Origin of the sequence: Methylobacterium phyllostachyos, from assembly GCF_900103445.1 — a bacterium.
GTDB classification, from domain to species: Bacteria; Pseudomonadota; Alphaproteobacteria; order Rhizobiales; family Beijerinckiaceae; genus Methylobacterium; species Methylobacterium phyllostachyos.
The window spans coordinates 59,427-85,743 of the sequence record NZ_FNHS01000009.1 but is presented as its reverse complement, the minus strand read 5'-3'; the positions used below and the strand labels follow the sequence as shown (position 1 = coordinate 85,743).

Annotated in this window: 34 protein-coding genes; 21 read left to right on the top strand and 13 right to left on the bottom strand. The window is 70.8% G+C overall.

The genetic code is table 11. The annotated features are described in order from the left end of the window. Positions 1-15: 15 nt before the first annotated feature. On the top strand, positions 16-2,223 hold the full coding sequence (locus BLQ49_RS15655) for a putative bifunctional diguanylate cyclase/phosphodiesterase (protein WP_091717201.1): 2,208 nt from the start codon (positions 16-18) through the stop codon (positions 2,221-2,223). On the opposite strand, the gene BLQ49_RS29725 is transcribed toward BLQ49_RS15655, so the two are convergent. Genes BLQ49_RS29725 through BLQ49_RS15645 form a run of 3 tightly spaced genes read right to left on the bottom strand, consistent with a single transcriptional unit; the run spans position 2,198 to position 4,847 of the window. After that, on the bottom strand, positions 2,198-2,350 hold the full coding sequence (locus BLQ49_RS29725; protein ID WP_167627717.1) for a hypothetical protein: 153 nt from the start codon (positions 2,348-2,350) through the stop codon (positions 2,198-2,200). The genes BLQ49_RS15655 and BLQ49_RS29725 overlap by 26 nt on opposite strands. After that, the gene (locus BLQ49_RS15650) at positions 2,347-2,844 is read right to left on the bottom strand and encodes a DUF2243 domain-containing protein (protein WP_091717199.1); all 498 of its coding nucleotides are present in this window, start codon (positions 2,842-2,844) and stop codon (positions 2,347-2,349) included. Before BLQ49_RS15650 ends, BLQ49_RS29725 begins: the two co-directional genes overlap by 4 nt. A gap of 2 nt (positions 2,845-2,846) precedes the next feature. After that, entirely contained in the window at positions 2,847-4,847 is a 2,001-nt protein-coding gene (locus BLQ49_RS15645) for an OPT family oligopeptide transporter (protein WP_091717197.1), read from the bottom strand. Between the two features lie 211 nt (positions 4,848-5,058). Here BLQ49_RS15645 and BLQ49_RS15640 point away from each other — a divergent pair, with 211 nt between their 5' ends. The 3 genes from BLQ49_RS15640 to BLQ49_RS15630 all read left to right on the top strand — a co-directional run bounded on the left by BLQ49_RS15640 (position 5,059) and on the right by BLQ49_RS15630 (position 6,288). Then, the gene (locus BLQ49_RS15640; RefSeq protein ID WP_091717195.1) at positions 5,059-5,502 is read left to right on the top strand and encodes a DMT family transporter; all 444 of its coding nucleotides are present in this window, start codon (positions 5,059-5,061) and stop codon (positions 5,500-5,502) included. A 40-nt stretch (positions 5,503-5,542) separates the two neighbouring features. Beyond that, a complete protein-coding gene (locus BLQ49_RS15635; RefSeq protein WP_091717193.1) occupies positions 5,543-5,986 on the top strand; it encodes a DMT family transporter in 444 nt (147 codons plus the stop codon). Between the two features lie 77 nt (positions 5,987-6,063). Continuing rightward, positions 6,064-6,288: a hypothetical protein gene (locus BLQ49_RS15630; RefSeq protein WP_091717191.1), complete on the top strand. Its 225-nt coding sequence runs from the start codon at positions 6,064-6,066 to the stop codon at positions 6,286-6,288. An 8-nt stretch (positions 6,289-6,296) separates the two neighbouring features. On the opposite strand, the gene egtD is transcribed toward BLQ49_RS15630, so the two are convergent. Genes egtD through BLQ49_RS15615 form a run of 3 tightly spaced genes read right to left on the bottom strand, consistent with a single transcriptional unit; the run spans position 6,297 to position 8,898 of the window. Continuing rightward, positions 6,297-7,220, bottom strand: a complete 924-nt coding sequence (gene egtD, locus BLQ49_RS15625; RefSeq protein ID WP_091717188.1) for an L-histidine N(alpha)-methyltransferase — start codon at positions 7,218-7,220, stop codon at positions 6,297-6,299. Continuing rightward, positions 7,217-8,194 (bottom strand): methyltransferase, encoded by a 978-nt coding sequence (locus tag BLQ49_RS15620; RefSeq protein ID WP_091717186.1) that lies wholly within the window; start codon positions 8,192-8,194, stop codon positions 7,217-7,219. Before BLQ49_RS15620 ends, egtD begins: the two co-directional genes overlap by 4 nt. Next, positions 8,191-8,898 (bottom strand): YqcI/YcgG family protein, encoded by a 708-nt coding sequence (locus BLQ49_RS15615; RefSeq protein ID WP_425284006.1) that lies wholly within the window; start codon positions 8,896-8,898, stop codon positions 8,191-8,193. Before BLQ49_RS15615 ends, BLQ49_RS15620 begins: the two co-directional genes overlap by 4 nt. A 513-nt stretch (positions 8,899-9,411) precedes the next feature. Between BLQ49_RS15615 and BLQ49_RS15610 the strand changes: the two genes are divergently transcribed. Both BLQ49_RS15610 and BLQ49_RS15605 read left to right on the top strand, forming a co-directional pair. Further along, a complete protein-coding gene (locus BLQ49_RS15610; protein WP_091717184.1) occupies positions 9,412-9,987 on the top strand; it encodes a YgjV family protein in 576 nt (191 codons plus the stop codon). A 199-nt stretch (positions 9,988-10,186) separates the two neighbouring features. Next, a complete protein-coding gene (locus tag BLQ49_RS15605) occupies positions 10,187-10,927 on the top strand; it encodes a DUF4336 domain-containing protein (protein WP_091717182.1) in 741 nt (246 codons plus the stop codon). A gap of 25 nt (positions 10,928-10,952) precedes the next feature. On the opposite strand, the gene BLQ49_RS15600 is transcribed toward BLQ49_RS15605, so the two are convergent. Further along, positions 10,953-11,198: a hypothetical protein gene (locus BLQ49_RS15600; RefSeq protein WP_091717180.1), complete on the bottom strand. Its 246-nt coding sequence runs from the start codon at positions 11,196-11,198 to the stop codon at positions 10,953-10,955. A gap of 183 nt (positions 11,199-11,381) precedes the next feature. On the opposite strand from BLQ49_RS15600, the gene BLQ49_RS15595 reads away from it, so the two are divergent. Next, complete coding sequence (locus BLQ49_RS15595; RefSeq protein WP_244507616.1) at positions 11,382-12,848, top strand: catalase family protein; 1,467 nt, start codon at positions 11,382-11,384, stop codon at positions 12,846-12,848. Here BLQ49_RS15595 and BLQ49_RS15590 read toward each other — a convergent pair. Together BLQ49_RS15590 and BLQ49_RS15585 are read right to left on the bottom strand one after the other, a co-directional pair. Further along, a complete protein-coding gene (locus BLQ49_RS15590) occupies positions 12,845-13,162 on the bottom strand; it encodes a hypothetical protein (protein ID WP_091717178.1) in 318 nt (105 codons plus the stop codon). The two genes, BLQ49_RS15595 and BLQ49_RS15590, sit on opposite strands and share 4 nt — an antisense overlap. Positions 13,163-13,220: 58 nt before the next feature. Further along, positions 13,221-13,484, bottom strand: a complete 264-nt coding sequence (locus BLQ49_RS15585; RefSeq protein ID WP_091717176.1) for a hypothetical protein — start codon at positions 13,482-13,484, stop codon at positions 13,221-13,223. A 150-nt stretch (positions 13,485-13,634) separates the two neighbouring features. Between BLQ49_RS15585 and BLQ49_RS15580 the strand changes: the two genes are divergently transcribed. Further along, positions 13,635-13,898 carry a hypothetical protein gene (locus BLQ49_RS15580; RefSeq protein ID WP_244507615.1) on the top strand — a complete coding sequence of 88 codons (264 nt, stop codon included), beginning with the start codon at positions 13,635-13,637 and terminating at the stop codon, positions 13,896-13,898. Between the two features lie 143 nt (positions 13,899-14,041). Next, positions 14,042-14,230 carry a hypothetical protein gene (locus BLQ49_RS15575; protein ID WP_091717174.1) on the top strand — a complete coding sequence of 63 codons (189 nt, stop codon included), beginning with the start codon at positions 14,042-14,044 and terminating at the stop codon, positions 14,228-14,230. A gap of 17 nt (positions 14,231-14,247) precedes the next feature. Here BLQ49_RS15575 and BLQ49_RS15570 read toward each other — a convergent pair whose 3' ends face one another. Continuing rightward, positions 14,248-14,493, bottom strand: coding sequence for a hypothetical protein (locus BLQ49_RS15570; protein WP_208859064.1), 246 nt, complete (start codon positions 14,491-14,493; stop codon positions 14,248-14,250). Between the two features lie 136 nt (positions 14,494-14,629). On the opposite strand from BLQ49_RS15570, the gene BLQ49_RS15565 reads away from it, so the two are divergent. Further along, positions 14,630-14,863: a DUF2171 domain-containing protein gene (locus BLQ49_RS15565; RefSeq protein ID WP_091717172.1), complete on the top strand. Its 234-nt coding sequence runs from the start codon at positions 14,630-14,632 to the stop codon at positions 14,861-14,863. 17 nt (positions 14,864-14,880) lie between these two features. Here BLQ49_RS15565 and BLQ49_RS15560 read toward each other — a convergent pair whose 3' ends face one another. Both BLQ49_RS15560 and BLQ49_RS15555 read right to left on the bottom strand, forming a co-directional pair. Continuing rightward, positions 14,881-15,189, bottom strand: coding sequence for a hypothetical protein (locus BLQ49_RS15560; RefSeq protein ID WP_244507614.1), 309 nt, complete (start codon positions 15,187-15,189; stop codon positions 14,881-14,883). A 172-nt stretch (positions 15,190-15,361) separates the two neighbouring features. Beyond that, positions 15,362-16,120, bottom strand: a complete 759-nt coding sequence (locus BLQ49_RS15555) for a CDP-diacylglycerol diphosphatase (RefSeq protein ID WP_091717170.1) — start codon at positions 16,118-16,120, stop codon at positions 15,362-15,364. A 96-nt stretch (positions 16,121-16,216) separates the two neighbouring features. Between BLQ49_RS15555 and BLQ49_RS15550 the strand changes: the two genes are divergently transcribed. The 7 genes from BLQ49_RS15550 to BLQ49_RS15520 all read left to right on the top strand — a co-directional run bounded on the left by BLQ49_RS15550 (position 16,217) and on the right by BLQ49_RS15520 (position 21,904). Then, the gene (locus BLQ49_RS15550; RefSeq protein ID WP_091717168.1) at positions 16,217-16,600 is read left to right on the top strand and encodes a hypothetical protein; all 384 of its coding nucleotides are present in this window, start codon (positions 16,217-16,219) and stop codon (positions 16,598-16,600) included. 189 nt (positions 16,601-16,789) lie between these two features. Continuing rightward, a complete protein-coding gene (locus BLQ49_RS15545; protein WP_091717166.1) occupies positions 16,790-17,092 on the top strand; it encodes a hypothetical protein in 303 nt (100 codons plus the stop codon). Positions 17,093-17,379: 287 nt separating this feature from the next. After that, positions 17,380-17,910 (top strand): Ros/MucR family transcriptional regulator, encoded by a 531-nt coding sequence (locus BLQ49_RS15540; RefSeq protein ID WP_091717164.1) that lies wholly within the window; start codon positions 17,380-17,382, stop codon positions 17,908-17,910. Positions 17,911-18,011: 101 nt separating this feature from the next. Then, positions 18,012-18,263 (top strand): hypothetical protein, encoded by a 252-nt coding sequence (locus BLQ49_RS15535; RefSeq protein ID WP_091717163.1) that lies wholly within the window; start codon positions 18,012-18,014, stop codon positions 18,261-18,263. 98 nt (positions 18,264-18,361) lie between these two features. After that, a complete protein-coding gene (locus tag BLQ49_RS15530; protein ID WP_091717530.1) occupies positions 18,362-19,393 on the top strand; it encodes a phosphatase PAP2 family protein in 1,032 nt (343 codons plus the stop codon). 53 nt (positions 19,394-19,446) lie between these two features. Further along, positions 19,447-20,376 (top strand): oxidoreductase, encoded by a 930-nt coding sequence (locus tag BLQ49_RS15525; RefSeq protein ID WP_091717161.1) that lies wholly within the window; start codon positions 19,447-19,449, stop codon positions 20,374-20,376. Positions 20,377-20,428: 52 nt separating this feature from the next. Then, the gene (locus BLQ49_RS15520) at positions 20,429-21,904 is read left to right on the top strand and encodes a protein adenylyltransferase SelO (RefSeq protein ID WP_091717159.1); all 1,476 of its coding nucleotides are present in this window, start codon (positions 20,429-20,431) and stop codon (positions 21,902-21,904) included. Between the two features lie 16 nt (positions 21,905-21,920). Here BLQ49_RS15520 and BLQ49_RS15515 read toward each other — a convergent pair whose 3' ends face one another. Beyond that, complete coding sequence (locus BLQ49_RS15515) at positions 21,921-22,136, bottom strand: hypothetical protein (protein ID WP_091717157.1); 216 nt, start codon at positions 22,134-22,136, stop codon at positions 21,921-21,923. A gap of 249 nt (positions 22,137-22,385) precedes the next feature. Here BLQ49_RS15515 and osmF point away from each other — a divergent pair, with 249 nt between their 5' ends. From osmF to BLQ49_RS15495, 4 genes are all read left to right on the top strand, one after another. After that, positions 22,386-23,294 carry a glycine betaine ABC transporter substrate-binding protein OsmF gene (osmF, locus tag BLQ49_RS15510; protein WP_091717155.1) on the top strand — a complete coding sequence of 303 codons (909 nt, stop codon included), beginning with the start codon at positions 22,386-22,388 and terminating at the stop codon, positions 23,292-23,294. A gap of 102 nt (positions 23,295-23,396) precedes the next feature. Next, the gene (locus tag BLQ49_RS15505; RefSeq protein ID WP_342028192.1) at positions 23,397-24,620 is read left to right on the top strand and encodes an ABC transporter permease; all 1,224 of its coding nucleotides are present in this window, start codon (positions 23,397-23,399) and stop codon (positions 24,618-24,620) included. 11 nt (positions 24,621-24,631) lie between these two features. Further along, on the top strand, positions 24,632-25,564 hold the full coding sequence (locus BLQ49_RS15500; protein WP_091717526.1) for an ABC transporter ATP-binding protein: 933 nt from the start codon (positions 24,632-24,634) through the stop codon (positions 25,562-25,564). Further along, positions 25,561-26,304, top strand: coding sequence for an ABC transporter permease (locus tag BLQ49_RS15495; RefSeq protein ID WP_091717154.1), 744 nt, complete (start codon positions 25,561-25,563; stop codon positions 26,302-26,304). The genes BLQ49_RS15500 and BLQ49_RS15495 overlap by 4 nt, the downstream gene beginning before the upstream one ends. Positions 26,305-26,317: the final 13 nt, after the last annotated feature.

The following is a 26,317-nucleotide window of genomic DNA, read 5'->3' as shown; positions in this document are numbered from 1 at the left end:
ATCGGGAGGCGCCGCATGTCGATTCCGGCGCTGAACGCCGACGAGGAAGCCCGACTTCAGGCGCTGGCCGAGCTCGACATGCTCGATGCCGAGCCCGACGCGACGATCTCCTACATGGTCGAGATCACCGCCCGCGTGCTCGGAACGCCCACAGCGTTCGCCTCCTTCCTCGATCGCGATCGCCAAGTTTTCCACGCCCGGTTCGGGCTGGACCTCGACGAGACCGCCCGCTCGATCGCCCTCTGCGATTGGACGATCAGGCAGGACGCCCCCTTCGTCGTCTGCGACACGCAGCGCGACGTGCGTTTCTGCGACAACCCCCTGGTCCTCGGGCCGCCCTTCATCCGTTTCTACGCCGGCGTCGCGCTCCGCACCCGCGCGGGTCATGCCGTAGGCACGCTCTGTGTCACGGCGCCCGAGCCACGGGCGGCCTTCACCGATCAGGACCAGCAGATCCTCAGCGATTTCGCGCGCTTCATGAGCGGCCAAATCGAGTTGCGCCGCGCCGAGGCCGGGCGCCGGGCCTTCCAGGCCCGGTTCGAGCGCATCGCCGATACCTCCCCCGACGCCATCGTCTGCGCGGACGCGCAGGGCCTGGTGCGCTTCTGGAGCGCGGGGGCCGAGCGGATGTTCGGGCATACCGGGCCGCAGATCCTGGGGCAGCCCATCGCCACCCTGATCCCGGACCGCATGGCCGGCGGCAGCGAAGGTCTGCTGCGCCGGCTCGCGCACGGGTCGGCAGAGCGCCTGACCGGGCGCACCGTGGAGCTGACCGCGGAGCATCGCGACGGCCGGGAATTCCCGGTGGAGCTGTCTCTGTCCACGTGGCACGAGAACGGCCAGCCGGCCTACGGCGCGATCATGCGCGACGTCAGCCAGCGCTGGGCCATCGAGGAGCGGCTGTTCCGCCTCGCCCATCTCGATCCGCTGACCGAGTTGCCCAACCGGCTGGTGCTGCGCGGCCGGATCGAGGCGGCCCTGACGCAGGCCGAGCCGGCGGCCGTGCTGATGTTCGATCTCGACGGCTTCAAGGAGGTCAACGACGCGCACGGCCACGCCGTGGGCGACGCGGTGCTCAAGATGACGGCGGAGCGCCTGCGGGCCTGTGCCGGTCTGGACGGCACCGCGGCCCGGTTCGGAGGCGACGAGTTCGCCATCGTGCTGCCCGGCCTCGGCGACCCGCTCATGGCGGTCGCAGCGGCCGAGGCGGCGTTGCGCGTCCTGGCCGAGCCCTACCGGATCGACGGGCTGGTGATGCATCTCGGCGCCAGCGCCGGTATCGCGCTCAGCCCCTCGCACGCGACCGAGGAGGGCGAACTCCTGGCCTGCGCGGACGCCGCCCTTTATGACGCAAAGGCCCGTGGGCGGGGGCAGCACCGCCTGTTCACCCCGGAGCTGCGCGAAGCCCTCCAGCGCGAGCGCGCCTGCCGCGAGGGACTGCGCCGTGCGGTCCTGCGGGAGGAGTTCGTCCTTCACTACCAGCCGCAGGTGCGCCTCTCCGACGGCGCGCTCGTGGGGGCCGAGGCGCTGATCCGCTGGCAGCATCCCGAGCACGGGCTGATGCCGCCGGCCGCGTTCCTGGACGTGCTCGACAACAGCCCCGACGCGGCCGGAATCGGCGACTGGGTGCTGCGCACGGCCTGCGCCCAGGCCCAGGCCTGGCGGGCCCGCGGCCTGCACCCGTTCCGGATCGGCGTGAACCTGTTTGCGGCGCAGTTCCGCGGCGGGGATCTCGCCGCCCGGGTCGCGACGGTTCTCGCCCAGACCGGTCTGCCGCCGGAGGCCCTGGAGCTTGAGATCACCGAGACCATCATCCTGCGCCATGATCCGCAGGTGGACACCGCCCTCCAGGCGCTGCGGACCATGGGGGTGGGCATCGCCTTCGACGATTACGGCACGGGCTACGCCTCCCTCAGCCTGCTCAAGAACTTCCCCCTGACGCGGCTGAAGATCGACCGGGGTTTCGTGAACGGCCTGTGCGAGGATCCGCGGGACGCGGCGATCGTGCGGGCGGTGATCGCCCTCGGCCGCAGCTTCGGCCTGACGGTGATCGCCGAGGGCGTTGAGACCCAGGAGCAGCAGCGCCGGCTGCTCGCCAAGGGCTGCCAGGAGGCGCAGGGCTACCTGTTCGGCCGGCCGATGGCCGCCGAAGACTTCGCAGCACGCTACGGTCTCGCCGGTCAGGCGGCCTCGCCCGTCACCAGGGCCGGCAGCGCAGGCTGAGGAGATCGTCGAGCGTCAGGGCGGTGCCGAAGATCAGCGGCCCCCAGGCCGGCAGGGTGGCGCAGATCAGGCCGGCCGCCAGGACCAGCCAGGGCAGGACCGGCCGAAGACCCGTGCCCGACCTCACGCCAGGATCCGGGCGGCCTGTTCCGCCCGGCCAGCCCGGACCAGCAGCCAGCCGACGGCCAGCATGGCGGCGCCCCACAGCAGGAAGCCGAGATCCCAGTAGATCCACTGATCCCGCGGCATCGGCTCGTTGACGTGGTGGACGCCCAGGATCTCGTGGTCGATCAGACCCTCGACCGTATTGAACAGGCCCCAGCCGATCAGCAGAGATCCGGCGAGCAGCTTGCTCGACCAGAACAGATGCCCGCGATGGGCCGCGCGCCACAGGATGAACAGCCCGAGCACGACGAACACGTAGGTCGTGCTGTGGAAGATCCCGTCCCACAGGGTGTTGAGCTCGAGATTCGCCATCGAGTCGATCGGGTACCAGCTGCTTACCATGTGGTGCCATTGCAGGATCTGATGCAGCACGATCCCGTCGAAGAAGCCGCCGAGGCCGAGCCCGAACAGGATTCCGGCGCTCAGGGGAAATCGTCGGTCCTGGGGCGCGTCCATGCTCACGTCTCTGGCCGAGGACGGCCGGGGGTCGAGACCAGCCGCAGGTAGACCGCGAGGGCGCCCAAGAAGACCGCGAGGCCGAGTCCGGTCGCGTAGGGGGCGAAACCCTTGCCGGCGATGGCGAGCGCCGCGCTGTGCCCGGCCAGGAGATCGGCGCCGGCGAGCAGCACGCCGACGCAGCTCTCTCCCACGAGGAAGCCCGAGGCCAGCAGGACGCCGCGGCGCCGGGCGGCGCCGACCGCTCGATCGACATCCCGGCCGCCCACCCGGGCACGCAGCCGGCGCTCGGCCACCCAGCCGAGGATGCCGCCGATGGCGATCGTCATCTCGACGGAGAGCGGCAAGTACATGCCGATCCCGACGGTCAGCGCCGGGAAGGTGAAGTCGCGCCGCTTCAGCCATGTCTCGGCGGCGACCAGCACCACGCCGAGCCCGGCCCCGATCAGCACCATGCGCCAGGGCAACGCGCTGTGGACGATGCCGCTGGCGATCTGGGTCATCAGGGCAGCCTGGGGCGCCGGCATGGCGCTCGCGGCATCCTGCCCCTCGCGCAAAGGCGCCCCGACGAAGCCGTAGGCCTCGTAGAGCAGCGACAGGATCGGGGCGATCACCACGGCCCCGATCCCGACGCCGAGGATCAGCGCGACCTGCTGGTGCCAGGGCGTGGCCCCGAGCACCTGCCCGGTCTTCAGATCCTGCAGGTTGTCGTTGGCGATCGAGGAGGTGGTTACGATGACGGAGGTCAGCAGCAGGGTCATGCCGGTGACGAACCGGTCGCCCTCCGGCCCGGCGGAATGGTCGAGGATCAGCGGCAGCAGCAAAGCGGTCGCCATCGTGGTCAGGATCCCGATCCCGGAGATCGGGCTCGACGACGAGCCGAGGAGACCCGCGAGGTAACCGCAGGCCGCTGCCATCAGGAAGCCGAACAGCACCGTGAACAGCGTCGCGGCCAGAGCCAGCACGATCAGCAGGCCGCCGAGATCGGCCGGCTTGGCAAAGAACCAGAACAAGCCCGCCAGCGGCACGCCGAGCGCCAGCGTGGCGGCGGCGACCCAGGTGATCGGCAGGTCGCGTTCCTCGCGGGGATGATCCTTGCCGAGGCCGCCGGCGCCGGAGAGGGCCGCACGGATGCTGCCCAGGATCGGCTTCGCGAGCGATCCCACCGTCCACAGGCCGCCCACCGCGATGATGCCGGCCCCCATCAGCCGGACCTGATCGGACCAGACCGCCTCGGCGGCCGCCCCGGCCGACTTGGCAGGGTCGGGCGACAGCGCCGTCAGCACCGGCACCGCGATCCCCCAGGCGATCACGACGCCCGTGAGCAGCGCGAGGCAGGCGCCGATGCCCACGAGGTAGCCGACGCCGACCAGCGCCAGCGAGAAGCCTGTGCCGGTGCGAAACGCGGCCCCGCCGAGGCTGATCGCGCCGTTCAGGCCGTCGCCCAAAACCTTCAGCCCCGTGGTGGCGAATCCGATCGCACCGGCGACGCCTGCAGACGCCAGCAAGTCGCGCAGGCCGTGGCCGCCCTCCTCCTCCTGGCCGGTCCGAAGCACCTCGGCCGCCGCGATCCCCTCCGGATAGGGAAGGTCGCTGCCAGCCACGAGGGCGCGGCGCAGGGGGATCGAGAAGGCGACGCCGAGCAGGCCGCCAAGCAGGCACACGGCGGTGGTCTGCCAGAATGGGAAGCCGTGCCAGTGCCCGACGAGGACGAGGCCCGGAAGCGCCAGGATGACGTTGCACAGCGTGCCCGCGGCCGAGGCCTGCGTCTGCACGATGTTGTTCTCGAGGATGCCGGCGCCGCCCATCAGCCGGAACGCGCCCATCGAGATCATCGCAGCCGGGATCGACGACGAGAACGTCATCCCGGTCTTCAACCCCATGTAGAGGTTGGCCGCCATGAAGACGATCGTGATCGCCGCACCGAGGGCGATGCCACGCAGCGTCAGCTCCGCCGGATGATCCTGCGATCTCAGCGACGTTGTCGGGCTGCGAGCGTCCATCCGGTCCCCTGGCTGTCATACGCAAACACCATGAGGGCGCAAAACTTTCCCGAGACGACTATTCGCGTTCTACATCAGACATCACTGACGGCCTGAGGCGATCTGTCCCGGGTCATGCGGCGGATGTGATGCAGTCATCCGCCAACCCGGCGGGTTTGGCAGCAGACCGTCCGCGCCGGCGGCTCCTCTCCGCGACAACCCGGACGCCGCCATGTGGTATCTCTACGGCCTTGCCTTGCTGGCCGGCGTCGCGAACGCCATCGAGCCCGGCCAGAACGCAACGCTGGCCAAGGCCACGGGGCAGCCGATGCTGGCCGGGATCTTCTGCTTCGTCCTCGCGATCGTCTGCCTCTTCGGCGTCATGGTGGTCGTTCGGCTGCGGAGCCAGTCGACCAGCGAACAGGCCACCCCCGTCCCCTGGTGGGCTTGGCCCGGGGGCATCCTCGGCGCCGCCGTCGTGTTGGCGCAGCTCTACGTATCGGAACAGATCGGCGCCGCGCCCTTCCTGGGCTGCGTGATCACGGCGGGCGTGGTCGGCTCGATCGCCCTCGATCACTACGGACTCGTCGGCTTCGAGCGCCATCCGGTCGGTCGCTGGCGCATCGCGGGCGGTGTCCTGATGCTCGTCGGCGTCGCCCTGGTGGCGGCGTTCTGACCGCCCGCACGCCCCTCCCCGTTCGATTCAGGATCGTCGCATGCTGTTCCTCTATGGTTTCGCGCTGCTCGCCGGCCTCGCCAGCGCGGTCGAGCCGGGCCAGAACGCGGGCCTCGCCAAGTCCTTCGGGCGGCCGCTCCTGGCCGGCGTGGTCAGCCTGCTGGTCAGCATCGTCACCATCGCGGTGATCATGGTGGTGAGCGGCACGTTCGGGCTTCCCGGGATGGACCGCCTCGCCGAGGTTCCCTGGTGGGCCTGGCTCGGCGGCCTGATGAGCGCGGGCCTGACGGCGGCGCAGCTCTACCTGTCCAAGCGGATCGGCGCCGCGGCCTTCCTCGGCCTGATCGTGACCGCGGGCGTGGTCACCTCGATCCTGCTCGACAACTTTGGCCTTGTCGGCTTCAAGGTCCACCCGGCGAGCCTGTGGCGCATCCTCGGCGGCGCCCTCATGATCGGCGGCGTCGGTCTCGTGGCCCGGTTCTGATGGCCGTCCCGGCAGCGGGATCCGTCTCGACCACTGCGGCGTTTTCCCGGATCGCCACCCCAGCCCGGAGGCCCGCCATGGGGCTCGCCGCTTTCGCCTTCTTCGTGATCCCGTGGATGGCCGTCGCTGTCTGGCTGTTCCTGAGGCCCGGTGGCTTCCGTCAGGGCGTCCCGGCGGCCCCCTGGCGCTCGCTTGCGGATTACCCGCCGCCGGCGCGGGATCAGCAGCACGCGGCCGAGACGCGGAGCCTCGAATCCGGGTCCGCGCACGACGGCAAGCACGCGCCGATCGAGATGGCCTGACGTCAGGATCAGGCCTCGGCCTGCAACAGATGCAGGTTGAAGCTCCCGCCCTCCGCCTGCCAGAGGGCGCGTGGTTGCCAGCCAGCCGCACGCGCGAGCGCCTGGAACGCCTCGGCCGTGTACTTGTGCGAGGTGTCGGTCCGGATGCTCTCGGAGGCCGCGACTTCGATGGTCTGCCCGCCCAGCCGGTAAGTACCGGGCTGGGTCGCCACCAGATGCGCCTCCACGCGGAACGGATCCGACAGCAGCCGGATCTCGTGCCGGAAGTTATCGCAGTCGAAATCCGCCCCGCATTCGCGGTTGAGCCGGATCAGAATGTTGCGGTGGAACGCCGCCATCAGCCCGTCGGCGGCACCGTAGGCGCGGTGTAGGCGCTCGGGATCGGTCGTCCCGTCGGCCCCCACGAGGAACAGGCTAGGCCCGAGCGTGGCCCGCGCCCGCTCCAGGAACAGGCCGGCTTCGGTGGGATCGAAATTGCCGATGCTCGTGCCCGGATAGAAGCCCAGGATCCCGCCTGGACCGGCCTGGACCGGCAACGCCACCGGCTTCGAATAATCGGCGCAGACCGGCACCATGGCGATGCCCGGATAATCCGGTGCGAGCCGCCGGATCGCCGCCTCCAGATACGCCCCCGAGATGTCGATGGCGACATAGGCGGCGGGCTCGGGCAGCGCGTCGAGGAGGGTTCGGATCTTGCGGCTCGCGCCGCTGCCGAACTCGACCACGGTGACGCCCGGCTCGACCGTGCGTGCCACCTCGGCGGCAGCCCGGGGCAGGAGCGCCGTCTCCTGCGCGGTCGGGTAGTAATCGGCGCTGTGGCAGATCTGGTCGAAGAGGTCCGAGCCGGTCTCGTCCCAGAGGTATTTTCCGGGCAGCGTCTTCGGGATCGCGGTCAGGCCCGCCAGGGCATCGTGCAGCAGCGCGTCGCTCATGGCCGCATCCCCGGGCGCGTGGCGGTGAGAACGACCAGGGCGAGGCGCTCCACCGCGTCGTAGGCCTCGGTCGCCAGTTCCTCGCCGTACTCGTCCGGATCGAACTCGCGGTAGGTCCAGTCGAGGCCCGTCCGGGCGCAGAGGTCGGCCACGGCATCGCGGAACGGATCCTCGCCCTCGACGATCGCCGCGCCGGTGAACAGGACGAGGCTGCCGCCCGGGGCGAGGCGTTCCACCGCCTGCTCGGCCACGGCGAGCGACAGGCCGGCCCCGAGCGGGCCGCCACCGTGGCGGTAGGCCCGGGCCGCGGTGTCGATCATGAAGGGCGGGTTCGACACGATGAGATCGAATAGGCCCTCGACGTCGCGCAGCATGTCGCTGCGGCGGACGGCGACGCCGTCGGTCCCGGCGAGCCGAGCGTTCACCCGGGCCGCCCGCATGGCGGCGGGGTTGATGTCGACGAGCACCACCTCGGCCCCTGGCGCCCGCTTGGCGATGCAGATCCCGGCAGCGCCCGAGCCGCAACCGAGGTCGACGGCCCGGCGCACCGGGCTCGTCCGGCCTTCGAGGTGGGCGATCACCGCGTTGGCGAAGCGCATCGTGTCGGGGCCGAAGAACACCGCATCGGCGGCGCTGGGCGGGTAGGCGGAGTGGGTGAAGAGTTCGCCGTCCAAGCTGGAGAAGCGGAGCTTGGGCCGCAGCAACGGACCGTCCTCCACGACGGCGCCGGCCTTTCGCATGAGGTGCAGGATCGGCTCGGGGAGCAATCCAGCCCGGAACGGCCGGCTCCAGCCGAACACGTCGCGCAGGCTCTTCGCCTCGGCGTTGGGCGGCCGCGCGTTGACATGGGCGTGGGTGGCCGGCGTCACCGTGGTGAAGCTGTAGCCGGTCTCGCGGACGGCGCGCGCGAGCGCCAGGACCGCCGCTTCGTCCTCCGGGAACACGGATTGGGGGAATGGTTCGGAGCGTGTCATCGGCCGATCCTCAGCAATCCATCTGCCGTGCCACGAAGGCGCCATAGGCGAGATCCTTCGACACCTGCTGCGCGTCCCAGGGGGCGTCCCCGGAACCGCGCCGGTACGCGTACGTCCAGCCGTCGGGCACCGCGCCCGCTGAACGGGCGGGCCGCCGACTGCTCGCCGTGCTGGGCAAGCATCGGGTCAAGCGAACCGGCCCAGGCGACGGCGCGATCGACGATCGAGGCACGCAGGCGCGCGAACTGATCGAGCAGGCTGAAGACGAGGGCCGGGGTTTCGAAGCGCCGGGCACGACGCCTCGCGGCGGGATGCAGCCCCACGACAAAGAAGGCGTCGCCGCCGGGGCTCAAGGAGAAGTGGGGATCTTCCGGATCCAGGGCGAACCGTGGGTCGTAGCCCTGACCGAGGCACCGGTCCTTGTCGGGGAACGATTGGACGCGCACCCAGAGCGCCGTTTCGAAGGCCTCTGCGAAGAGACTGCACGCCCCTTCGAACAGGACCACGAAGCTCTGGAACAGGTTCGGCCGCGCGCGGTAGCGGCAGATGAAGGCCAGCAGCGCCGGGAAGATACGGGTGTCGTCCCAACCGGAAGTAATGTCGTTAGCGACCATCATCCTCATCTGCCCGTGTGACGGGGCGGGTTTGGCGCCCGCACAGGGGAACGGCGCGTGCTGGATGACGTCCCGGAAGCGTTCCGCCACGGGAGGCGGGTCGTCGTTCGTCGGAAGCCGCATGAGGTGATCAGGTCACGCCACAGAATATCGGGTCCACACGCGCGCAGAACGGCCCGACCGACCGCGGCGGCGCCCGCTTGATGCCCCGAAAACCGGTCGCCACGGGCAATGTTCCCCGTATTCAACGCCGGTCTAGTCATTGATGTATGTTAATACATGAACAATTGGATGAAAACAGGAAGTACTTTCTGTCTTGTATGGTGTGATACCGGCGCGGGTCTGATGGTGCTCCACCGCGTCGCGACGGAGTGCCTGCTCATCGGATCGGGCAGGCGAAGGGCTCGCGCGCCGCCCGCTCTTACCCCGGCGAAATGGGGCCTGCACACAGCCGAGCTGCCTTCCCGTGGAACGCCCATCGGCAGGACGGCCACGGTGACACCCTCCTGTGCGGCATCCGCAACGCCGTTAACGATTTGATGACCATGCGAACCTAGCGCCTTCGACAGAAACGGCGCCCCCCGCGCCGGTCGAGCGCTGACGATGAACCCGGTCGAGTGTCTGTATTTCTGGTACGTTTCGGCCGCGGCGCATCTCGATCTGTTCGGATCGGCGGGCCTGTGCTTGGGCTTTACAGCTGGCATCATGCCGCGGCGGGACCGGATCCTGCTGGCCTCGGCCGCCTGTGCAACCTGTTTCGGCGCCCACTACGTGGTCCTTGGGGCGCTCACCGGCACGGCAATGTGCGCGATCTCGGTGATGCAAAGCCTTGTTTCGCTGACCTGCATCGGTCGTCCGGGCCGGAGCGGCTGGGTACTCCCGCTGTTCGCGGCGAGCACCTGCGCGGCCGCCTGCCTGACGGTGGCGACGTGGAACGGATGGCCCTCGGCCTGCGCCGCGCTCGGTACGCTGCTCGCGACCGGCGCCCGCCTTCACGCGGCACCGCAGCCCATGCGCCTGCTCTTCCTCGGCGCCTCCCTGTGCTGGGCCGGGCACAACCTGCTGGTCGGCTCGGTCTTCGGCCTGACCTGCGACCTGCTGACGATCTGCGGTCTGTTGATCGCCCTTCTGCGTGCCCTCCCGGCGGGCCCGGTCACGCCGGACGGCCTGCGGGCTTAGCGGGGGCGATACAGCCGGGAACTCGGCCCCTCGGACCCGGCTCCCAAGACTTGGCCCCTGGGATTTGGCCCCTGGCATTTGGCCCCTGGGACCCAACCCATGCGGCGATCCAACCGGGAAACCCTGCGGGGCCCCGGCGTTCCCGTAGCGCCAAATCCGGCGCGCGCGGGCGCCGGCCTGAGACCGGAGATCCCCGCCCTTGTCAGAGGCTACCTATCCCCCGCTCGACGTGCTCAAGCCCGTGGCCGACGGGGTCTGGATCGTGGATAGCGGGCCATTGCGCGCCCTCGGCATCCCCCTCCCGGTGCGGATGACAGTCATCCGCCTTCGGGACGGATCGATCTGGCTGCACTCGCCGACGCGCTACGAGCCGCGCTTGCACCGGGACATCGCAGCCCTGGGGCCGATCCGCCATCTGGTCGCGCCGAACATCGCCCACTGGACCTACCTGAAGGCGTGGCAGGACCGTTGCCCGGAGGCGCTGACCTGGGCGGCGCCGAACCTGCGCCAGCGCGGGCAAGTCCGCCGCTCCGGCCTGCGGATCGACCGCGTGCTGGAGGACAGGCCCCCCCCGGACTGGGCCGCGGATCTACGCCAGACCGTCGTGCCGGGCGGCCTCTCCTTCCGCGAGGTGGGATTCTTCCACGGGGCGAGCCGGACGTTGATCCTGACCGATCTCGTCCTCAACCTGGAGCCCGCGAAGATGCCGGTGCTGCTGCGCCCACTCCTGCGGCTTGCCCGCATGACCACCCCCCACGGGCAGCCGCCGCCCTATCTGCGCCTCGTGATCAAGCTGCGCCGGCGCATGGCCGCGGATGCGGCGGCGCAGCTCGTCGCGCTGAAGCCCGATCGAGTCATCTTCGCGCACGGCTTGTGGTTTGCGGGTGACGCCACCGCGCGCTTGCGCCACTCCCTGCGCTGGCTCGGCAATTTCAACTGATGGTTGCGAACAGCGTCTGACCCGCTCACGGATCAACCGTGAGCTGCCGCAGGATCCAGTTCCGTGCCGCGCCGAGATCCGGGAAAACCGGCGGGCAGACGGGTTCCACCGGGCCGAAGCCGGCTTCGAGGAACCACTTCCCCGCATCCAGGCCGTGCTGATCCGAGAGGCGGACGAGCACGGCCACGAGGAAACCATCCGCGAAGACGAGCTGGCTCTCGGCATCGTCGCTGTTCGTCGCGACCTGCACGGGCTGCAGGTTCAGGATCATAGAGGCGCTCGGGCTTCCAACGCTCTTGCGGTCAGAGGGTGAATCGCCGCCTTGCGGTGAGGCAGATTCGCGTCCGCACCTGTCTGCCCAATCAGCCCCCGTACGACGAAGTTCCGGGCCGGAACAGGAGTGGGACCGCCCGGTTGGCCCACTGTGGACCGGGGGTGCGGAGCAGGGTTTTCCATGGATGATCGCATGATGGCCCGCGGGCTGGCCTGGTTCGGGATCGGCCTCGGCCTCGCCGAGACCCTTGCCCCGCGCCGCGTCGCCTGGGCGACGGGGCTGCAGGGCCACGAGGGCACCCTCCAGCTCTACGGGCTGCGCGAGATCGCCACGGGCGTGGCCATCCTGGCCGCCGCGGAGCCGGAGCGACATCTCGGCCTGCGCGTGGCGGGCGACCTGCTCGACGCCGGTCTGCTGGGCCTGCGCGCCATGCCTGCGAACCCGCGGCGCGGCCGCACCCTTGCGGCAGCCCTGGCGGTCGCGCCGGTGGTCATCCTCGATACCGCCATCTGGCTGAAGGCCCGCGACCGCGCGCGCTTCGTCCCGCCGAACCCGGCCGACCTCCCCTATGTTCGCTACCGCGCCACCGTCGAGACGGTCGGGCCGGACGAGGAGGCGACGATCGACCGGATCATCGCCTCGCAGACGCGGCTGCACGCCCGCAACCTGGAGATCTTCGGCCGGCCGGTGCGGGCCTCGCACGGCAAGATGCACGGCGCCGCTATCGGCGAACTGGAGGTCCTGCCGAACCTGCCGCCCTGGCTGCGGCAGGGCCTGTTCGCGGAGCAGGCGCGCTATCCCGTGGTGGCCCGGCTCGCCAACGTGCCCGGCGAGATCGCCTCCGACGCGGTCGCCACCCAGCGCGGATTCGCGTTCAAGGTGATCGGCGTGCCCGGCACGATGCTGCCGGAGCATGCGAGGGAGCGGACCCAGGACTTCGTGCTCGACAGCGGCGACCGCTTCGCCGCCGGGACCGCCGCGCAGTTCCTGGCGAACCACCGCGCGCTCGAGCACGGCTCGCAGATCCCGGATGGGGTCAAGGCGGCGATCTCAAGCGTGTCGCGGGCCGGGAACGCGGCGCTCGACGCCGTGGGCGCGGGGAGCGCCCTGCTCGACTTCTTCGGCCACCCCCGGGTCCATCCCCTGGCGGAGGCCTACTTCTCGCAGGCGCCGCTCCGCTTCGGCGACTACATCGCCAAGCTCGCCGTGGTCCCTATGGGACCTGCCCAGCGCGCCCTCGCGGACGCTCCGGTGGAGATCGGCACGGATCCCGACGCGCTGCGCACGGCGACGGTGGGGTACCTTCGGGACCACGACGCGACGTTCGACGTGCGTGTCCAGCTTTGCACCGATCTCGACCGGATGCCGGTCGAGGATGCCAGCGCGGAATGGCGCGAGAACGAGAGCCCCTACCAGACGGTGGCCCGGCTGCGGTTCCCCCGGCAGGAGGCCTTCAGCCCGGAGCGCCGGGCCCATGTCGACGAGGCCCTGTCGTTCTGCGTCTCGCACAGCCTTGCGGCGCATCGCCCCCTCGGCTCGATCAACCGGGCGCGGCTGCGGGCCTATCCCGCGCTGGCACGCCTGCGCCGCCAGGCCGGCAATCGGCCCGTCCAGGAGCCGCGCTCCATCGCGGAGATCCCGGCCTAGACCGCCGACGTTCCCATCGCGCCGGGCGGCCCCACCACCACGGTGCCATCCGCCCGGTTGAAGGCGGTCACCCGGGGCCCGCGGATCTCCGGGCTGCGCTGCTCGAGGGCATCGAGAGCGGCGTTCGCCGCCGCGATGATCGCGCCGGGGGAGCCGCCCGGGATCTCCGGCCGGATCGCCTCGATCAGCCGGGCGAGCAAGGTCTGCTCGGTCTGCGGGTGGTCCGACCCTCGCGCCTGGCGCCAGTAGGCCGCGTAGACGTTCTCGGCGATCGTGCGGGCGGTTCGATCGACCGCCGGGGTGTCCTGCTCCATCGCGCTCTGCCTCGTCCCACCGCTGTTATAGACAAGCGTGGTTCTCGGCGCCGCGCCTTCAAGGGCCGACGCCCTGCGCGGCTGGATCAGGCCCGTCGAGGGACTTGGCCAGCTCGGTCAGCACCTCCTCGACCATGGGCGGCCACGGGGCGTTCTCCGCGTCCAGCAGGCGCGCGGCGCCGACGAGGGCGGCGATCTGCTCCTCGTAGACTGGCCGGCCGACGAGTTGCGCATAGCGGACCCGGGCCGCAAGCGCCGTCGCGAGGCGCTGGACCTCCGCGACCTTCGCATGCGGCGGGTGGGTACCGTCGCCGTTGCCCATCCCTGCGCCCCTTCTCCGATCCTCGCCCATCCTCATAGGCCATGGCCGCCGCGCCGTCAGGATGCGGTACGGGCTGCGATTCGGCGGGAACTTCAACCGTTCGCAGGCGTCGATTCCACAGACAAACGCTCGCCGTCCCAGGAGCTTCCCATGCGTATGCCGACGATCTTCGCGATGACCGCCGCCCTCGCCCTCGTGTCACTGCCGGCCTTTGCGGACCCGGTGAGCGAGACCGGCACGGGCGGCGGCCCGGCCTCGACCGCCAAGGCCCCCCATACCACCACGACGGGCCAGACGGTGCCGAACCCCGGTGCCCTCGGTCCCCGGGAGACCGGCAGCATCGATCGGCGCAGCACCAACGAGGAGCACAACGACGCAATCACCCGCGGCATCTGCATCGGCTGTTCGCGCTGAGGCCATCGGCCGGACCTGGATCGCGCGAGACGCTCCGGGTCCGGCCCTCTAGCAAGGCAGCGATCGCGCAAGGTGTCTTGAACGGCCGCGCAGTATCGGCCACATCAGCCATCCCCAACGCACCCACGAACAGGAGCGAACGCGTGGCGAACGAGGCTGTCGATCAGACGACAGAGAAGACGTACTTCGGCCTTACGCTTTCACAGCATGCGGAGCGGATCCGGAAACTCGCAGCCGAGCGGGGCCTGACCGGCGACGTCTTCGAGCGTGTGACCAAGAAGGCGGTCGAGATGATCCCGAGCATCCGGCTGAACGAGAACGCCCACCGGTAGCACCGGACAGGGTCGGCTCAGCGCTCGGCCCGCAGGCTCTTGATGATGCGGCTTGCGATCTTGCGCACGGCCGCATCGTCCCGCGCCTCGCCCTCAACCGTGTCCCAGAGGTGGTCGAGGCTGCCGTCGAGCTCATCCAGCAGCTCCGGGTGGCGCTGAGCGAGGAAGCGGATCGTCCCGAACAGCAGGTGCTCGGTCGCCATCTCGCGGCGGCGGGCCTCGACGAGCGGATCGATGTGCGGCGAAGTGTTGGTATCGGTCATGCGGGCCCAACGATCAGCCCGCCTTCCGGTTCGGCACGACCGACGCGGTGCGACGCCGCGGCGGGTGGCCCACCGGGTTCCGGCCGGAACAGCGCCAGACGGGGGTGGTTGTCGTCGGAAATCAGGGAGGGTCCCGATGACCGACGTTGCACAGATTCAGGAACACGCCGAAGTGGTCGGCTCGGACGGAGCCCATGTCGGCACCGTCGATCACGTCGACAAGGGCGAGATCAAGCTCACCAAGAGCGATGCCGCCTCGGGCGGCTTGCACCACTACATTCCCGTCGACTTCGTGCATGCGGTCAAGGACGGCAAGGTTCACCTCGACCGGCCGGCCGATGAGGTCAAGCGCGAGTGGTCGACCTCCTGACCGGGAGAGCCCGGCGTTCAGCGCCGCAGCGCGCCGATCCAGGCCGTCAACGGTTCCACGAAGGCAGCCCAGGTCCGCGACCAGACCGTCCCGGTCCGGTCGTCCTCGGCGTGGTGCCCCGCCATCAGCGCCGCCACCAGCGCATCCTCCCGGGTCTTACATTCGTCCAGGGCGTTGCGCTCGTCGCCAGCGCGGCTCTGCCCCGCCGGCTGGTGCGCGGAAGCGTCCCGCAGGCAGCGATGCCAGGCGCGTTCCAGCACGCGGGGATCGGCCGGATCGGCCGCCGGGCCCGCCTGCGCCGGGCCGGCGACCAGGGCAAGGGTCACACACAGGCCGAGCCCGAGTCCCGGGCGCCTCTCATGCCGCGCCGCCGCCCGCCGAACCGGGCTCGGCGCAGAGGGACAGGACTCGTGCAGCGGCATGCGCATCGCCGCTCTATGGCCCAAGACCATAACGGTTGGATAGAACGGATCGGCAACAGTACGGTGCCCTCGGCGCTCAGCTGCCACGGCGCGGGCGGATTGCCCGGCAGGCGTGATCCATCAGTTCCTCGGCGCTCGCCTCCGGCATCCTGTAGGCCAGGACGATCATGCCGGCCCGGGGATCATCCGGATCGGCCGCCACCGCGGCGAAGCTCGCATCGTGCAGCGTTCCGTTCCAACCCGGCACGCCGGCGAGCGCCGCGAACGGGTTGAAGCGCTCCACCGCCTCCGCCGGCACCCGCAGGGCGAGGTATTGCTCCTCCCCCAACGGAACCGGGAACGGGGCCCAGCGCTCGCCGACCGCCGCACCATGCGCCTTCAGGGCCGCCATGACGCCGCGATGCATGCAGTCGAGGTGGATGTGCAGCTGATCCTGGCTGCGCCCGCCAACGGAGTTCACCTCCAGCCCCACGGCGGCCACCGGCAGGCGGCCCTGAAGGGCGTCCGACACGAAATGCCGCGCCTCGAGGGCTGCCCGCCAATAGGCGGCGCCGGACGGCCCCTGAAGCACGGAGGCTTCGATCCCCGACACGTTGTCGGTGGGCATCACGACCGTGTGGGTCGGCTGGCCCGGCGCCCGCAGCACCGCTGTCCCCGGCCGCTCGCCGTCGCCGAGATCGACCGACAGGCAGGGGAAGCTCCGGCCGGCGGCCTTCTTAGCGAGGACGCAGCCCTGCAGCGCGACCCACAGCACGTCCCGCGCCGGATTGCCTGCGTCGGCGGGGGGTATCATCAGGACCGCGAACAGCGTCGTGGCGACCAGGAGACCGCGCATGATCAGGCTTTCCGATCCTCGGTAGCCGTTAAGCGACAGGCAACGGCCGGCAGACATTGTAGACCCGAGCCGTCAGCGCGAGGTTACGGAGGGGAGATGCTTCAATCGGACACGCGGCACGGCCTGGTACGCATCGCGGCCTGGCTCCTGGTGGCTCTCATCGTGGCCGTCACGCTCGTGCCGATCGGCCTTCGGCCGGTGGTCACCGCCAACCCGAGCATCGAGCGGATCGCGGCCTACGCGCTCGCCGGCCTCCTCATGATGGTGGGCTACCCGCGGTATCGGTTCCCGATTCTGATCGGCAGCGTCCTCCTCGCCGGGGGCCTGGAGGCGGCGCAGACCCTGACCAGCACGCGCCATGGCCGGTTCGACGATTTCCTCGTGAAGGCCGGCGCGGCGCTGGCCGGCGCGGTGGCGGGCCTGGCGGTCACGATCGTGGCGCGCCGACGCCCGGATGCACGGGCAAGCGCACGCCTCTAAGCCTTCGGGCCGGGTGCCCTCCTTCGCCGGCCCGATATCCCCCGGCGGAAAGCGCTCCGAGCACGGCGGAATGACCCACGTGGGGCGCAGCCGGATTTTTGGCGCGCCCCCCCGCGCCGTGCGGAAACCGCCCCGCTCCCTGCGCATTGTTTGAGCGGGGCATTTCGGGGGCATGCACGCGAGGGTTTCATGTTCGGCGCGACCAAGCTCACGGGACGGTTCTGGTTTCGCAAGACGTGGACGGGCAAGTTGGTCCTGCTCGTCGAGGAGGAGAGGCCGCGGTGGCTGCGCCGCGGCGGTCTGACCAAACTGCGCTGGCGCGACGCGCGCCTGCTCGATCTGGCCGAGGCGCCGATGCGCGCGCTGATGACCCTGGAGCGGACCTATCGGGCGGATTACAGCTCGAGCCCCGGCCGGGTGCTTCAGGCGATAGCCCCATCAGGGACGCGGGGCGCCATCGCGCAGCAGCAGGGAACGGCCGCCAGCGCCTGAAGCCGAGGCGCCCCCAGCGCGGCGACGCCGTCCCGTGCACGACACGCCATCCCGGCGTTCCACCATCGGTGTGACGCCGGCATCGGTGCTACGCGGCCGACCGCACCGCCAAACCCCACCACATTGTAACTGAAGTTATCCAGCAGCCGCGTGCCTCTTGATCTATGTTGGCATCTGCCGCGCAACCGGTAGATAACGACCATGATTGGTTATATTCAATCAGATTAGCCCTTGACTGCCGGCAAAGAACGCCACGTTCATGGCGCATCCCCGCGTGAGAGGCGCAGATGGACGACAGCACATCAATCCCGAACCAAGACCAGATCGATTTCGTCGAGCTGGCTGCGGATATCGTCTCGGCTTATGTAGCCAACAATTCCGTTCCGATGCCCGATCTGCCGTCGCTTCTGTCAGGCGTGCATGCTGCGCTGACGGGGCTTGGCCAGAGCTCGACACCGACCGAGCCGGATTTCAAGAAGGCAACGCCCGCTCAGATCAAGAAATCGATTACGCCGGACGCGCTGATCAGCTTCATCGACGGCAAGCCGTACAAGACGTTGAAGCGCCACCTGACCGGCAACGGCATGACGATCGAGCAGTACCGGCAGCGCTACGGCCTGCCGCCGGACTACCCGACGACCGCATCGACCTACTCGGCGATGCGGGCCGAATTCGCCCGCAATGCCGGCCTCGGCCACAAGCGCCGGAGCCCGGCGGCGAAGCAGGCCGAGGCGTCCGAGGCCGTCACGGCATCGTCGGAGCGGGGTGAGACTGCCAAGCCCGCCAAGGGCCGCAAGGCCAAGAAGGCCGACGCGTAGGCCTGACCCCGCCGATCCGCTGGTTCCGGACGGTGCGCCCGCCCGGAACCGGAACGACGCGGGCGACCGGCGGTTGCCCATGGTACACCCGGGAGCCGCCCTTGAACCGATCGATCCTCGCCTGTCTCGCCGCTACGACCCTCGCCGGCCTCCCGGCGACAGCCTGGGCACAGGAGCGGACCGGAGCAGCGCCGAAGACCGAGACTGCGCCCAAGCCCGCGGCCGACACCAAGGAGCCGGGCAAGACGGCGACGGAGGCCGTGACCGATCCGGCCGCCGTGCCGCCGACCGAGGGCTCCGTCGGCAGCGGCAAACCGCCCTCTGCCGGTGCGCCGCCCGCCTCGGGCCGATAACACGCCCGTTCACGGCTGCATCGTCCGCCGCCGAACCATTGCGGTTGCTGCGCGTCTGTCTCGTGCGGCCACGTATCGGCCGTGCCGAGCAGAACCGGATGATACCTCCCGCGCGGGTCGCTGAAGCCCAATCCCGGCCCACCGTCCTCTCCCGGCTGCGCGGCTTGCGCCGCATCACGCTGGGGATCGCCGCCCCCGATCCTCGGCTCTGGGCCTTGAGCCTGGCCATCATCGGGATCGATGCAGCCTGGATGCGGGCCGCCGATATGGCGGTGGTGCCGATGGGTTTCGCGGTTGCGGCCGCGATCGTGGTCGTCCTGCTGGTTGCCGCCGCCTGCCTCTCCACGGTGAAGTCGGATCCGCCGCTGCGCGGGATGGCCCTGGCGAGCGCGTACTTGATCGCCTTCACGGTGCCGGTCGCGGTGCTGCACGTCCTCGCGGCGGGCCTGAGGCTGCCCTTCGTCGATGGCGCGCTCGCCCGGTTCGAGGCGGGACTCGGCTTCGACTGGACCGCCTACGTCGCCTTCCTGGCGCGGCATCCGACCCTATCGTGGTGGCTGGCGCTGGCCTACCATTCCAGCGGACCGCAGGTCGGGATCGTGGTGATCGCGCTGAGCGCCACCCGCCGGCTCGGGCGGCTCTGGGCCTATGCGCGGCTGTTTTCCGTCACGCTCCTATGCGTGATCGTCGTCGCCGCCCTGTTCCCGGCGCTCGGACCCTACGCCACCTACGCGCCGCGCGTCGTCCCGTCCGAACCGATCGAGACGGTCGGCGCCCTCTGGCACCTGAAGCCGGTGGCGCGACTGCGGGCCGGCACGATGGACTCGCTGGCCCTTGGCGCGTTGCGGGGGCTGGCCACCTTCCCGTCCTTCCACGTGTGCCTCGCGATCCTGACGGGCTGGGCGCTGGCGCCGCTTCCGGTTCTCGGCCCGCTTGCGATCCTCCTGAACGCGGCCGTGATCGTGGCGACGCTCGGCGCGGGCGGCCATTATCTGCCGGACCTGCTGGCCGGGGCTGTCCTGGCGGTCGCGGCACTGGCCATCCGGGAGCGGACGCGGCGACGCGCGCCGGCCCTCGCCCCAACCTGTCCGGTCCCCGGTGCAGGGGCAATCAGCCCGGCCGATGCCTGAACGAACCGCCTCACCGCCGGAGGATTAGCCGGAGAGCGGAGATTCGACAGACCATGCCTGAAACCCGGTGGACGAAGCGCGCCATGCGGAGCCAGACCGGGCGGCTGGCGATCGTCACCGGCGCCACGAGCGGGATCGGCTACGAGGCCGCCCTCGCCCTGGCGGGGGCGGGGGCCGAGGTGATCCTGGCCGCCCGGGATGCCGCGAAGGCGGAGCGCGCGATGGCGTCGATCCGCCGCCAGCACCCGGATGCCACGCTCACCGCGCAGCCCCTCGATACCGCGCGCCTCGCCTCCGTCCGGGCCTTCGGCGAACGATGGCGCTCCGGGGGTCGGCCGATCGACATCCTCCTGCTCAATGCCGGCATCGCCACCGTCCCGCGCCGCGAGGAGACCGTGGACGGGTTCGAGCGCCAGCTCGGCACGAACTATCTCGGCCATTTCGCTCTGACCGGGCTGCTCCTACCCTTCGTTGCACGCGGGCCCGCATCCCGGATCGTCGCGGTGGCGAGCCTCGCCCACCGGTCCGGGCGGATCCGGTTCGACGACCTGCAAGCCCGGCATTCCTACGGTCCGCAGCGGGCCTACCGGCAGTCGAAGCTCGCGATGCTGATGTTCGGACTGGAGCTCGACCGGCGATTGCGGGCAGCGAACTCACCGATCCGGTCGATCCCGGTCCATCCCGGCGCGGCCCGGACCGACGTCTTCCGCCGCGGGGACCGGGCGGGACCGGTCCAGCGGCTCGCCGGGCACGCGATCTTCTCGGTGATCGGCCAGTCCGCCGCACAGGGGGCGCTGCCCCTCCTCTACGCGTCCACGGCGCCGGACGCCGAGGGCGGCACCTATTACGGGCCGGACGGGCTCTGGGAACTCCGCGGCCATCCGACCCGCGCCGCCATCGCCGCCCAGGCCCGCGACAGGGCCGCCGCCGAACGGCTCTGGTCGGTCTCGGAGGCACTCACCGGCATTGCCTGCTCCGTCTGACCCCGGCGCGGCTCCGCTTGCCCGTCCGATCCCTCATTCATAGATCGCTCCGATGACGGCACTTCCCTTCGACAACAGCTACGCCCGCCTGCCCGAGCGCTTCTACGCGCGCCGCTCGCCCACGCCCGTGGCAGCACCCCGCCTGATCCGGCTGAACCGGGTGCTCGCGGCGGATCTGGGCCTCGACCCGGACTGGCTCGCCGGTCCGGCGGGCTTGGCGGCGCTGGCGGGGAACGCGATCCCGGAGGGCGCCGACCCGATCGCCACGGCCTATGCCGGGCACCAGTTCGGCCAGTTCGTGCCGCAGCTCGGCGACGGCCGGGCGATCCTGCTCGGCGAGGTGATCGACCGGGACGGACGCCGCCGCGACATCCAGCTGAAGGGCGCGGGGCCGACGCCGTTCTCCCGGCGCGGCGACGGCCGGGCGGCTTTGGGGCCGGTGCTGCGCGAGTACCTCGTCAGCGAGGCCATGGCGGCGCTCGGCATCCCGACCACCCGGGCGCTCGCCGCCATCGCCACCGGCGAGCCGGTGGCGCGCGAGACCCTGCTGCCCGGCGCGGTGCTGACCCGGGTGGCGGCGAGCCATATCCGGGTCGGCACCTTCCAGTTCTTCGCCGCAAGGGGCGATGTCGAGGGGTTGCGGGCCCTCGCCGACCACGTCGTGGCCCGGCACTATCCGGAGGCCGCGCAGGCCGCCAATCCCTACCGGGCGCTGCTCGAATCCGTGATCACCGCCCAGGCCGAACTGGTGGCGCGCTGGCTGCTCGTCGGCTTCGTCCACGGGGTGATGAACACCGACAACATGTCGGTGGCCGGCGAGACGATCGATTACGGCCCCTGCGCCTTCCTCGACGCCTACGATCCCCGCACGGTCTACAGTTCCATCGACCGGGCCGGACGCTACGCCTACGGCGAGCAGCCGCGCATCGCGCTCTGGAACCTGACCCGGCTCGCCGAGACCCTGTTGCCGCTGCTCGCAGAGGACGAGACCGAGGCGGTCGCCTCGGCCGAGGCGGCGCTCGCCGGCTACGCGCCGCGTTTCGAGGCCGCCTATCACGGCGGCCTCAACCGCAAGCTTGGGCTTGGCCCGGTTCGTGAGGGTGACCCCGCGCTGGCGGGCGACCTCCTGAAGCGGATGGCCGAGAACCAGGCCGACTTCACCCTGACCTTCCGGGCGCTCTGCGGGGCAGCGGAGCATCCGGAGGGCGGCGGGGCGGTGCGCGACCTGTTCGTCGATCCCACCGCCTATGACGGTTGGGCCGCCGGCTGGCGGACGCGGCTGGCGCAGGAGACGCGCGATCCGGCCGACATCGCTGCCGGAATGCGGGCCACGAACCCGGCCTTCACCCCGCGCAACCATCAGGTTGAGGCGATGATCGCGGCGGCCGTGGAGCGCGACGACTTCGCGCCGTTCGAGACTCTGCTCGCCGTCCTGGCACGGCCCTACGCCGACCAGCCGGAGCACGCCCGCTACGCGGAGGCCCCGGAGGACGGTGGGGTGGGCTACCGGACCTTCTGCGGCACCTGACGCGGCGGTCCCGCCCTCAGGCCTGCGGCCAGGTGTAGATCTCGTGCACCGAGCCTTCAGCCCGGAACCAGTGCACCCGCGTGGCCGGATTGAACCCGTGATCCCGGTACGAGGTGGCGATCACCGATACCAGGGAGGCGGCCATCGACCGGTCGTGAATATCGTAGGCCAGGAGTTGCGGCGCGCGCCCATCGTCGTGGGTGAGATCGCGGACGAAGATCGAATACGACATGTGTCCGACTCGGCTCCATCAGAAACAACCTGAGCGTGTATATATCCCATGGATCGCGGAGGTTCAGCGCAAGTTCGCGTCAAGGTTAAGTAGCCTTAACCGGATTTCGAAGACTTGATTCAGTCTTTGAAATCCGCGGGTTTCGGACCGCGGACGCAGTCGGCGCACCTGGGACCGGGTGGCGCCGCGGCTTGCCGCCGACGACCGTTTCGCGCACTGGAAACCGCGCAGGCAGGAGATCTCGGATCGATGGGCAAGCGGATCCTCGCGGGGCTCGTCGTGCTGTTCCTCGCCGTGACGTCCGTGCAGGCGGGGGGCGTCGTGGTCGCCTCCAAGCTCGACACCGAGGGCGGGGTTCTGGGAGCCATCATCCTGCAGGCGCTCGCGGCCCGGGGCATCGCGACGATCGACCGGACGCAGCTCGGGGCGACGGCGATCCTGCGCCAGGCCCTGCGCGAAGGGCAGATCGATCTCTATCCCGAATATACCGGCAACGCGGCGTTCTTCTTCGGGCAGCAGGCGCTTCCGGTCTGGAAGGACGCGCAGGCCGCCTACGCGACCGCCCGGACCCTCGACCTGAAGGCCAACGATCTCATCTGGCTCGCCCCCGCCTCGGCCAACAACACCTGGGCGATCGCCGTGCGGGCGGAGGTCGCCCGGGCTCACAGCCTGCGGACCATGAGTGATTTCGGCCGCTACGTGGCCGGCGGCGGCGCCATCAAGCTCGCCGCCTCCTCGGAATTCGTGACCGCACCGGCGGCGCTTCCGGCCTTCGGCCGGACCTACGGATTCACATTGAAACCGGAGCAGCTGGTCATCCTGGCTGGCGGAGACACCGCGGCCACGATCGCGGCAGCGGCGCGGGGGACATCCGGGACCAACGCCGCCATGGTGTTCGGTACCGATGGCAGCCTCGCCGCCGCCGGCCTCGTCGTGATGACGGACGACCGCGGCGTCCAGCCGGTCTACCAGCCGGCGCCGGTGGTGCGCGGGGCCGTCCTCCGGGCCCATCCGGAGATCGCGACGGCCCTCGATCCGATCTTCCGCAGGCTCGACCTCGCCACGCTGCGGGATCTGAACGGCCGGGTGCAGATCGGCGGCGAGCCCGCCTCCGCGGTTGCGGCGGATTTCCTCCGGCGGAACGGGTTCGTCCCCTGAGGCTGGGCCTGCTCGCGCGGCATGGTCGCCACATCGGCGGATCACGCGCTAAGTGCAGACCACGCGCGGCCCCGATCCTGCGGCCGCGCACGGAGCCTCGGGATGGGCGAACCCTTTGCGACCCGGATGCGTCCCGGCCCAGACGCCCGCCCGGCCGGCCGGATCCTCGCGGGTCTCGACCCGATGGGCACGGTCTTCGCCGGCCTGCTGAGCCTGAGCCTTCTCGCGCTGCCTCTGATGATCGAGCGGCCGAACCGGATCGCGGCGGGAACGTCGCTGATGGCGTGGTCGGCGCTGCCGGCCGCCGCGGCTCTGGCCGTCCTGGGTATCGTGGGCTTCGCGGCGGCGCTGCTGACCCTGCGGGTCGCCCCGTCCGTGCGGCTCGCCGCGGGGGCGTCCGCGCTGCTGCTCCTCGGCCTCGCCGCGGGATGGGCGGCCGATCACCTCACACCCCCGGGCGACCGCTACAGCCGGGTCTCGCCGGATGCGGGCTGGTGGCTGGCGTTCGTGGTGGCCGGCCTCGCCGCCGGTGACGGGCTGGCACGCCTGCGCCCCGGCCCCGGAACGCGGATCGCCGCGCTCGCAGCCGTCACCGTCCTGGCGGGGCTCGCGCTGCGTTCCGGCTTTTGGGACAACCTCTCGATCATGCGGGAATATGCCGGCCATTCGGACACGTTCGGCCGTGAGGTCCGGATCCATATCGGCCTCGCTTTGTCGTCGGTGACGGTCGCCGCCCTGATCGGGATCCCGGCCGCCATCCTGGCGCGGCCGGTTCCGGCCCTGCGCCGGACGCTGCTCGGATTCCTCAACATTCTCCAGACCATCCCCTCCATGGCGCTGTTCGGGATGCTGATCGCCCCGCTGGCCTGGATCGGCCGGTCGGTCCCCGGAGCGGCGGAACTCGGGATCGCGGGGATCGGGCCGGCACCGGCCCTCGTGGCCCTGTCCGCCTACGCGCTCCTGCCCGTGGCGGCCGCGACCGTGGCGGGCCTCGACGCCGTCCCCGGGCCGGTGCGCGATGCGGCGCAGGGCGTCGGCATGACCGGCCGCCAGCGCCTGTTTCAGGTGGACCTGCCGCTGGCACTGCCGGCGCTGCTCACCGGCATCCGCATCGTCCTCGTCCAGAATATCGGGCTGGCCGTGATCGCGGGGCTTGTGGGCGGTGGCGGGCTCGGGGTCTTCGTCTTCCAGGGCATCAGCCAGAATGCGGGCGATCTCGTCCTCCTCGGGGCGCTGCCGACCGTTGCGCTGGCGAGCGGCAGTGCGGTGCTGCTCGACGCCGCCATCGCGGTGAGCCGCGGGCGCGGGGCGGAGCGCGCGCCGTGACGGCGGATCCGATGATCGCGCTCACCGGGGTCAGCCGCGTCTTCGGCGCCCGCGCGGTCGTGTCCAACGTCAGCCTGAAGGTCGAGGCCGGGACGATCCTGACGATCGTCGGCACCTCGGGATCCGGCAAGACGACTCTGCTGCGGATGATCAACCGCCTCGTCGAGCCGAGTGCCGGCACGGTCCGAATCGCGGGCCGGGACATCCGGGACGTGCCGCCCCACATCCTGCGCCGCGGGATCGGCTATGCGATCCAGGGGCACGGCCTGTTCCCCCACCGAACCGTGGCGGAGAATATCGCGGTGGTGCCGCGGTTGCTGGGGTGGGATCGCCGCCGCATCGCCGCCCGGGTCGATGCCCTGCTCGCCCTGTTCCACCTCGATCCGGGTGCCTACCGGGATCGTTTCCCGGCTGCGCTCTCCGGTGGCGAGCAGCAGCGGATCGGGGTCGCCCGGGCGCTGGCCGCCGAGCCGCCGGTCCTGCTGATGGACGAGCCCTTCGGCGCCCTCGATCCGATCATCCGCGGCCAGGCCCAGGCAGATCTGCTGGCGATCCAGCGGCGCACCGGCACCACGGTCGTCCTGGTGACCCATGACATGGACGAGGCCCTGCATCTTGGCGACCGGATCGCCGTCATGGACCGGGGTCGCCTCGTGCAGGAGGCCGCCCCGGCGGCGCTGATCGGCGCCCCGGCGACAGATTTCGTCCGCGCGCTCCTCGGGCGCGGGGACCGGGCTTTCCAGCTCATGGCGCTCAGCGTCGTGGACGACCTCGTCGAGCCGGGCCCGGCGCCGGGCGAACCGATCCCGGCCGGCACCTCGGTGCGCGCGGCGCTGGCCGAGAGCCTCTGGTCGCAGCGCCCGGCCCTGCCGGTCAGCCGCGACGGCGTGCTGCTGGGCCGGGTGACGCGCACCGCCCTCGAGGCGCAGGGCGCCCGCCCGTGAGCCGGGCCACGCGGCTGGCGAAGCTCGCGCTGCTCGCCCTGCTGAGTGCGTTCCTGTTGACGCCTCAGAGCTTCGCGGACCTGTTCCGTCCCTTCGCCCCCGGAGACACGCCGCCGATCTACACGCAGACCCCGCTGCTCACACTCACGATCAACCAACTCCTGCTGGTCGCCGCCGCGACCGTGGCGGCGAGTGCTCTGGCCGTCGGCTTCGCGGTTGCGGCGACCCGGCCGGCCGGGCGCGACATCCTGCCCTTCGCCCGGGCTCTGGCCAATCTCGGCCAGACCTTCCCGCCCGTGGCGGTCCTGGCGCTGGCCGTGCCGATCTTCGGATTCGGTTCGGTGCCGACCCTCATCGCCCTCGTCCTGTACGGTCTGCTGCCGGTCTTCGAGACGACGCTCACCGGCCTTTCCGGTCTCGATCCGGCGTTGATGGAAGCGGCGCGCGGCATGGGCCTCACGGAACGCCAGCGCCTCATCCAGGTGGAGCTGCCGCTCGCCCTGCCGATGATCCTCTCCGGGATCCGGCTGACGGCCGTCATCGGCCTCGCGACGGCGACCATCGGTTCGACGGTGGCGGCCAGCACGCTCGGCGAGGTGATCATCTCCGGCCTGCTCACGGGCAACACGGCCTATGTCCTCCAGGGCGGGCTCGTCGTCTCGGCGCTGGCGATCCTGATCGACACGGCCTTCCACGCCCTCGAGCGTGCTGCGACGCAACGATCTGGATTTGGTTCCTAGAATCGACTAAAGA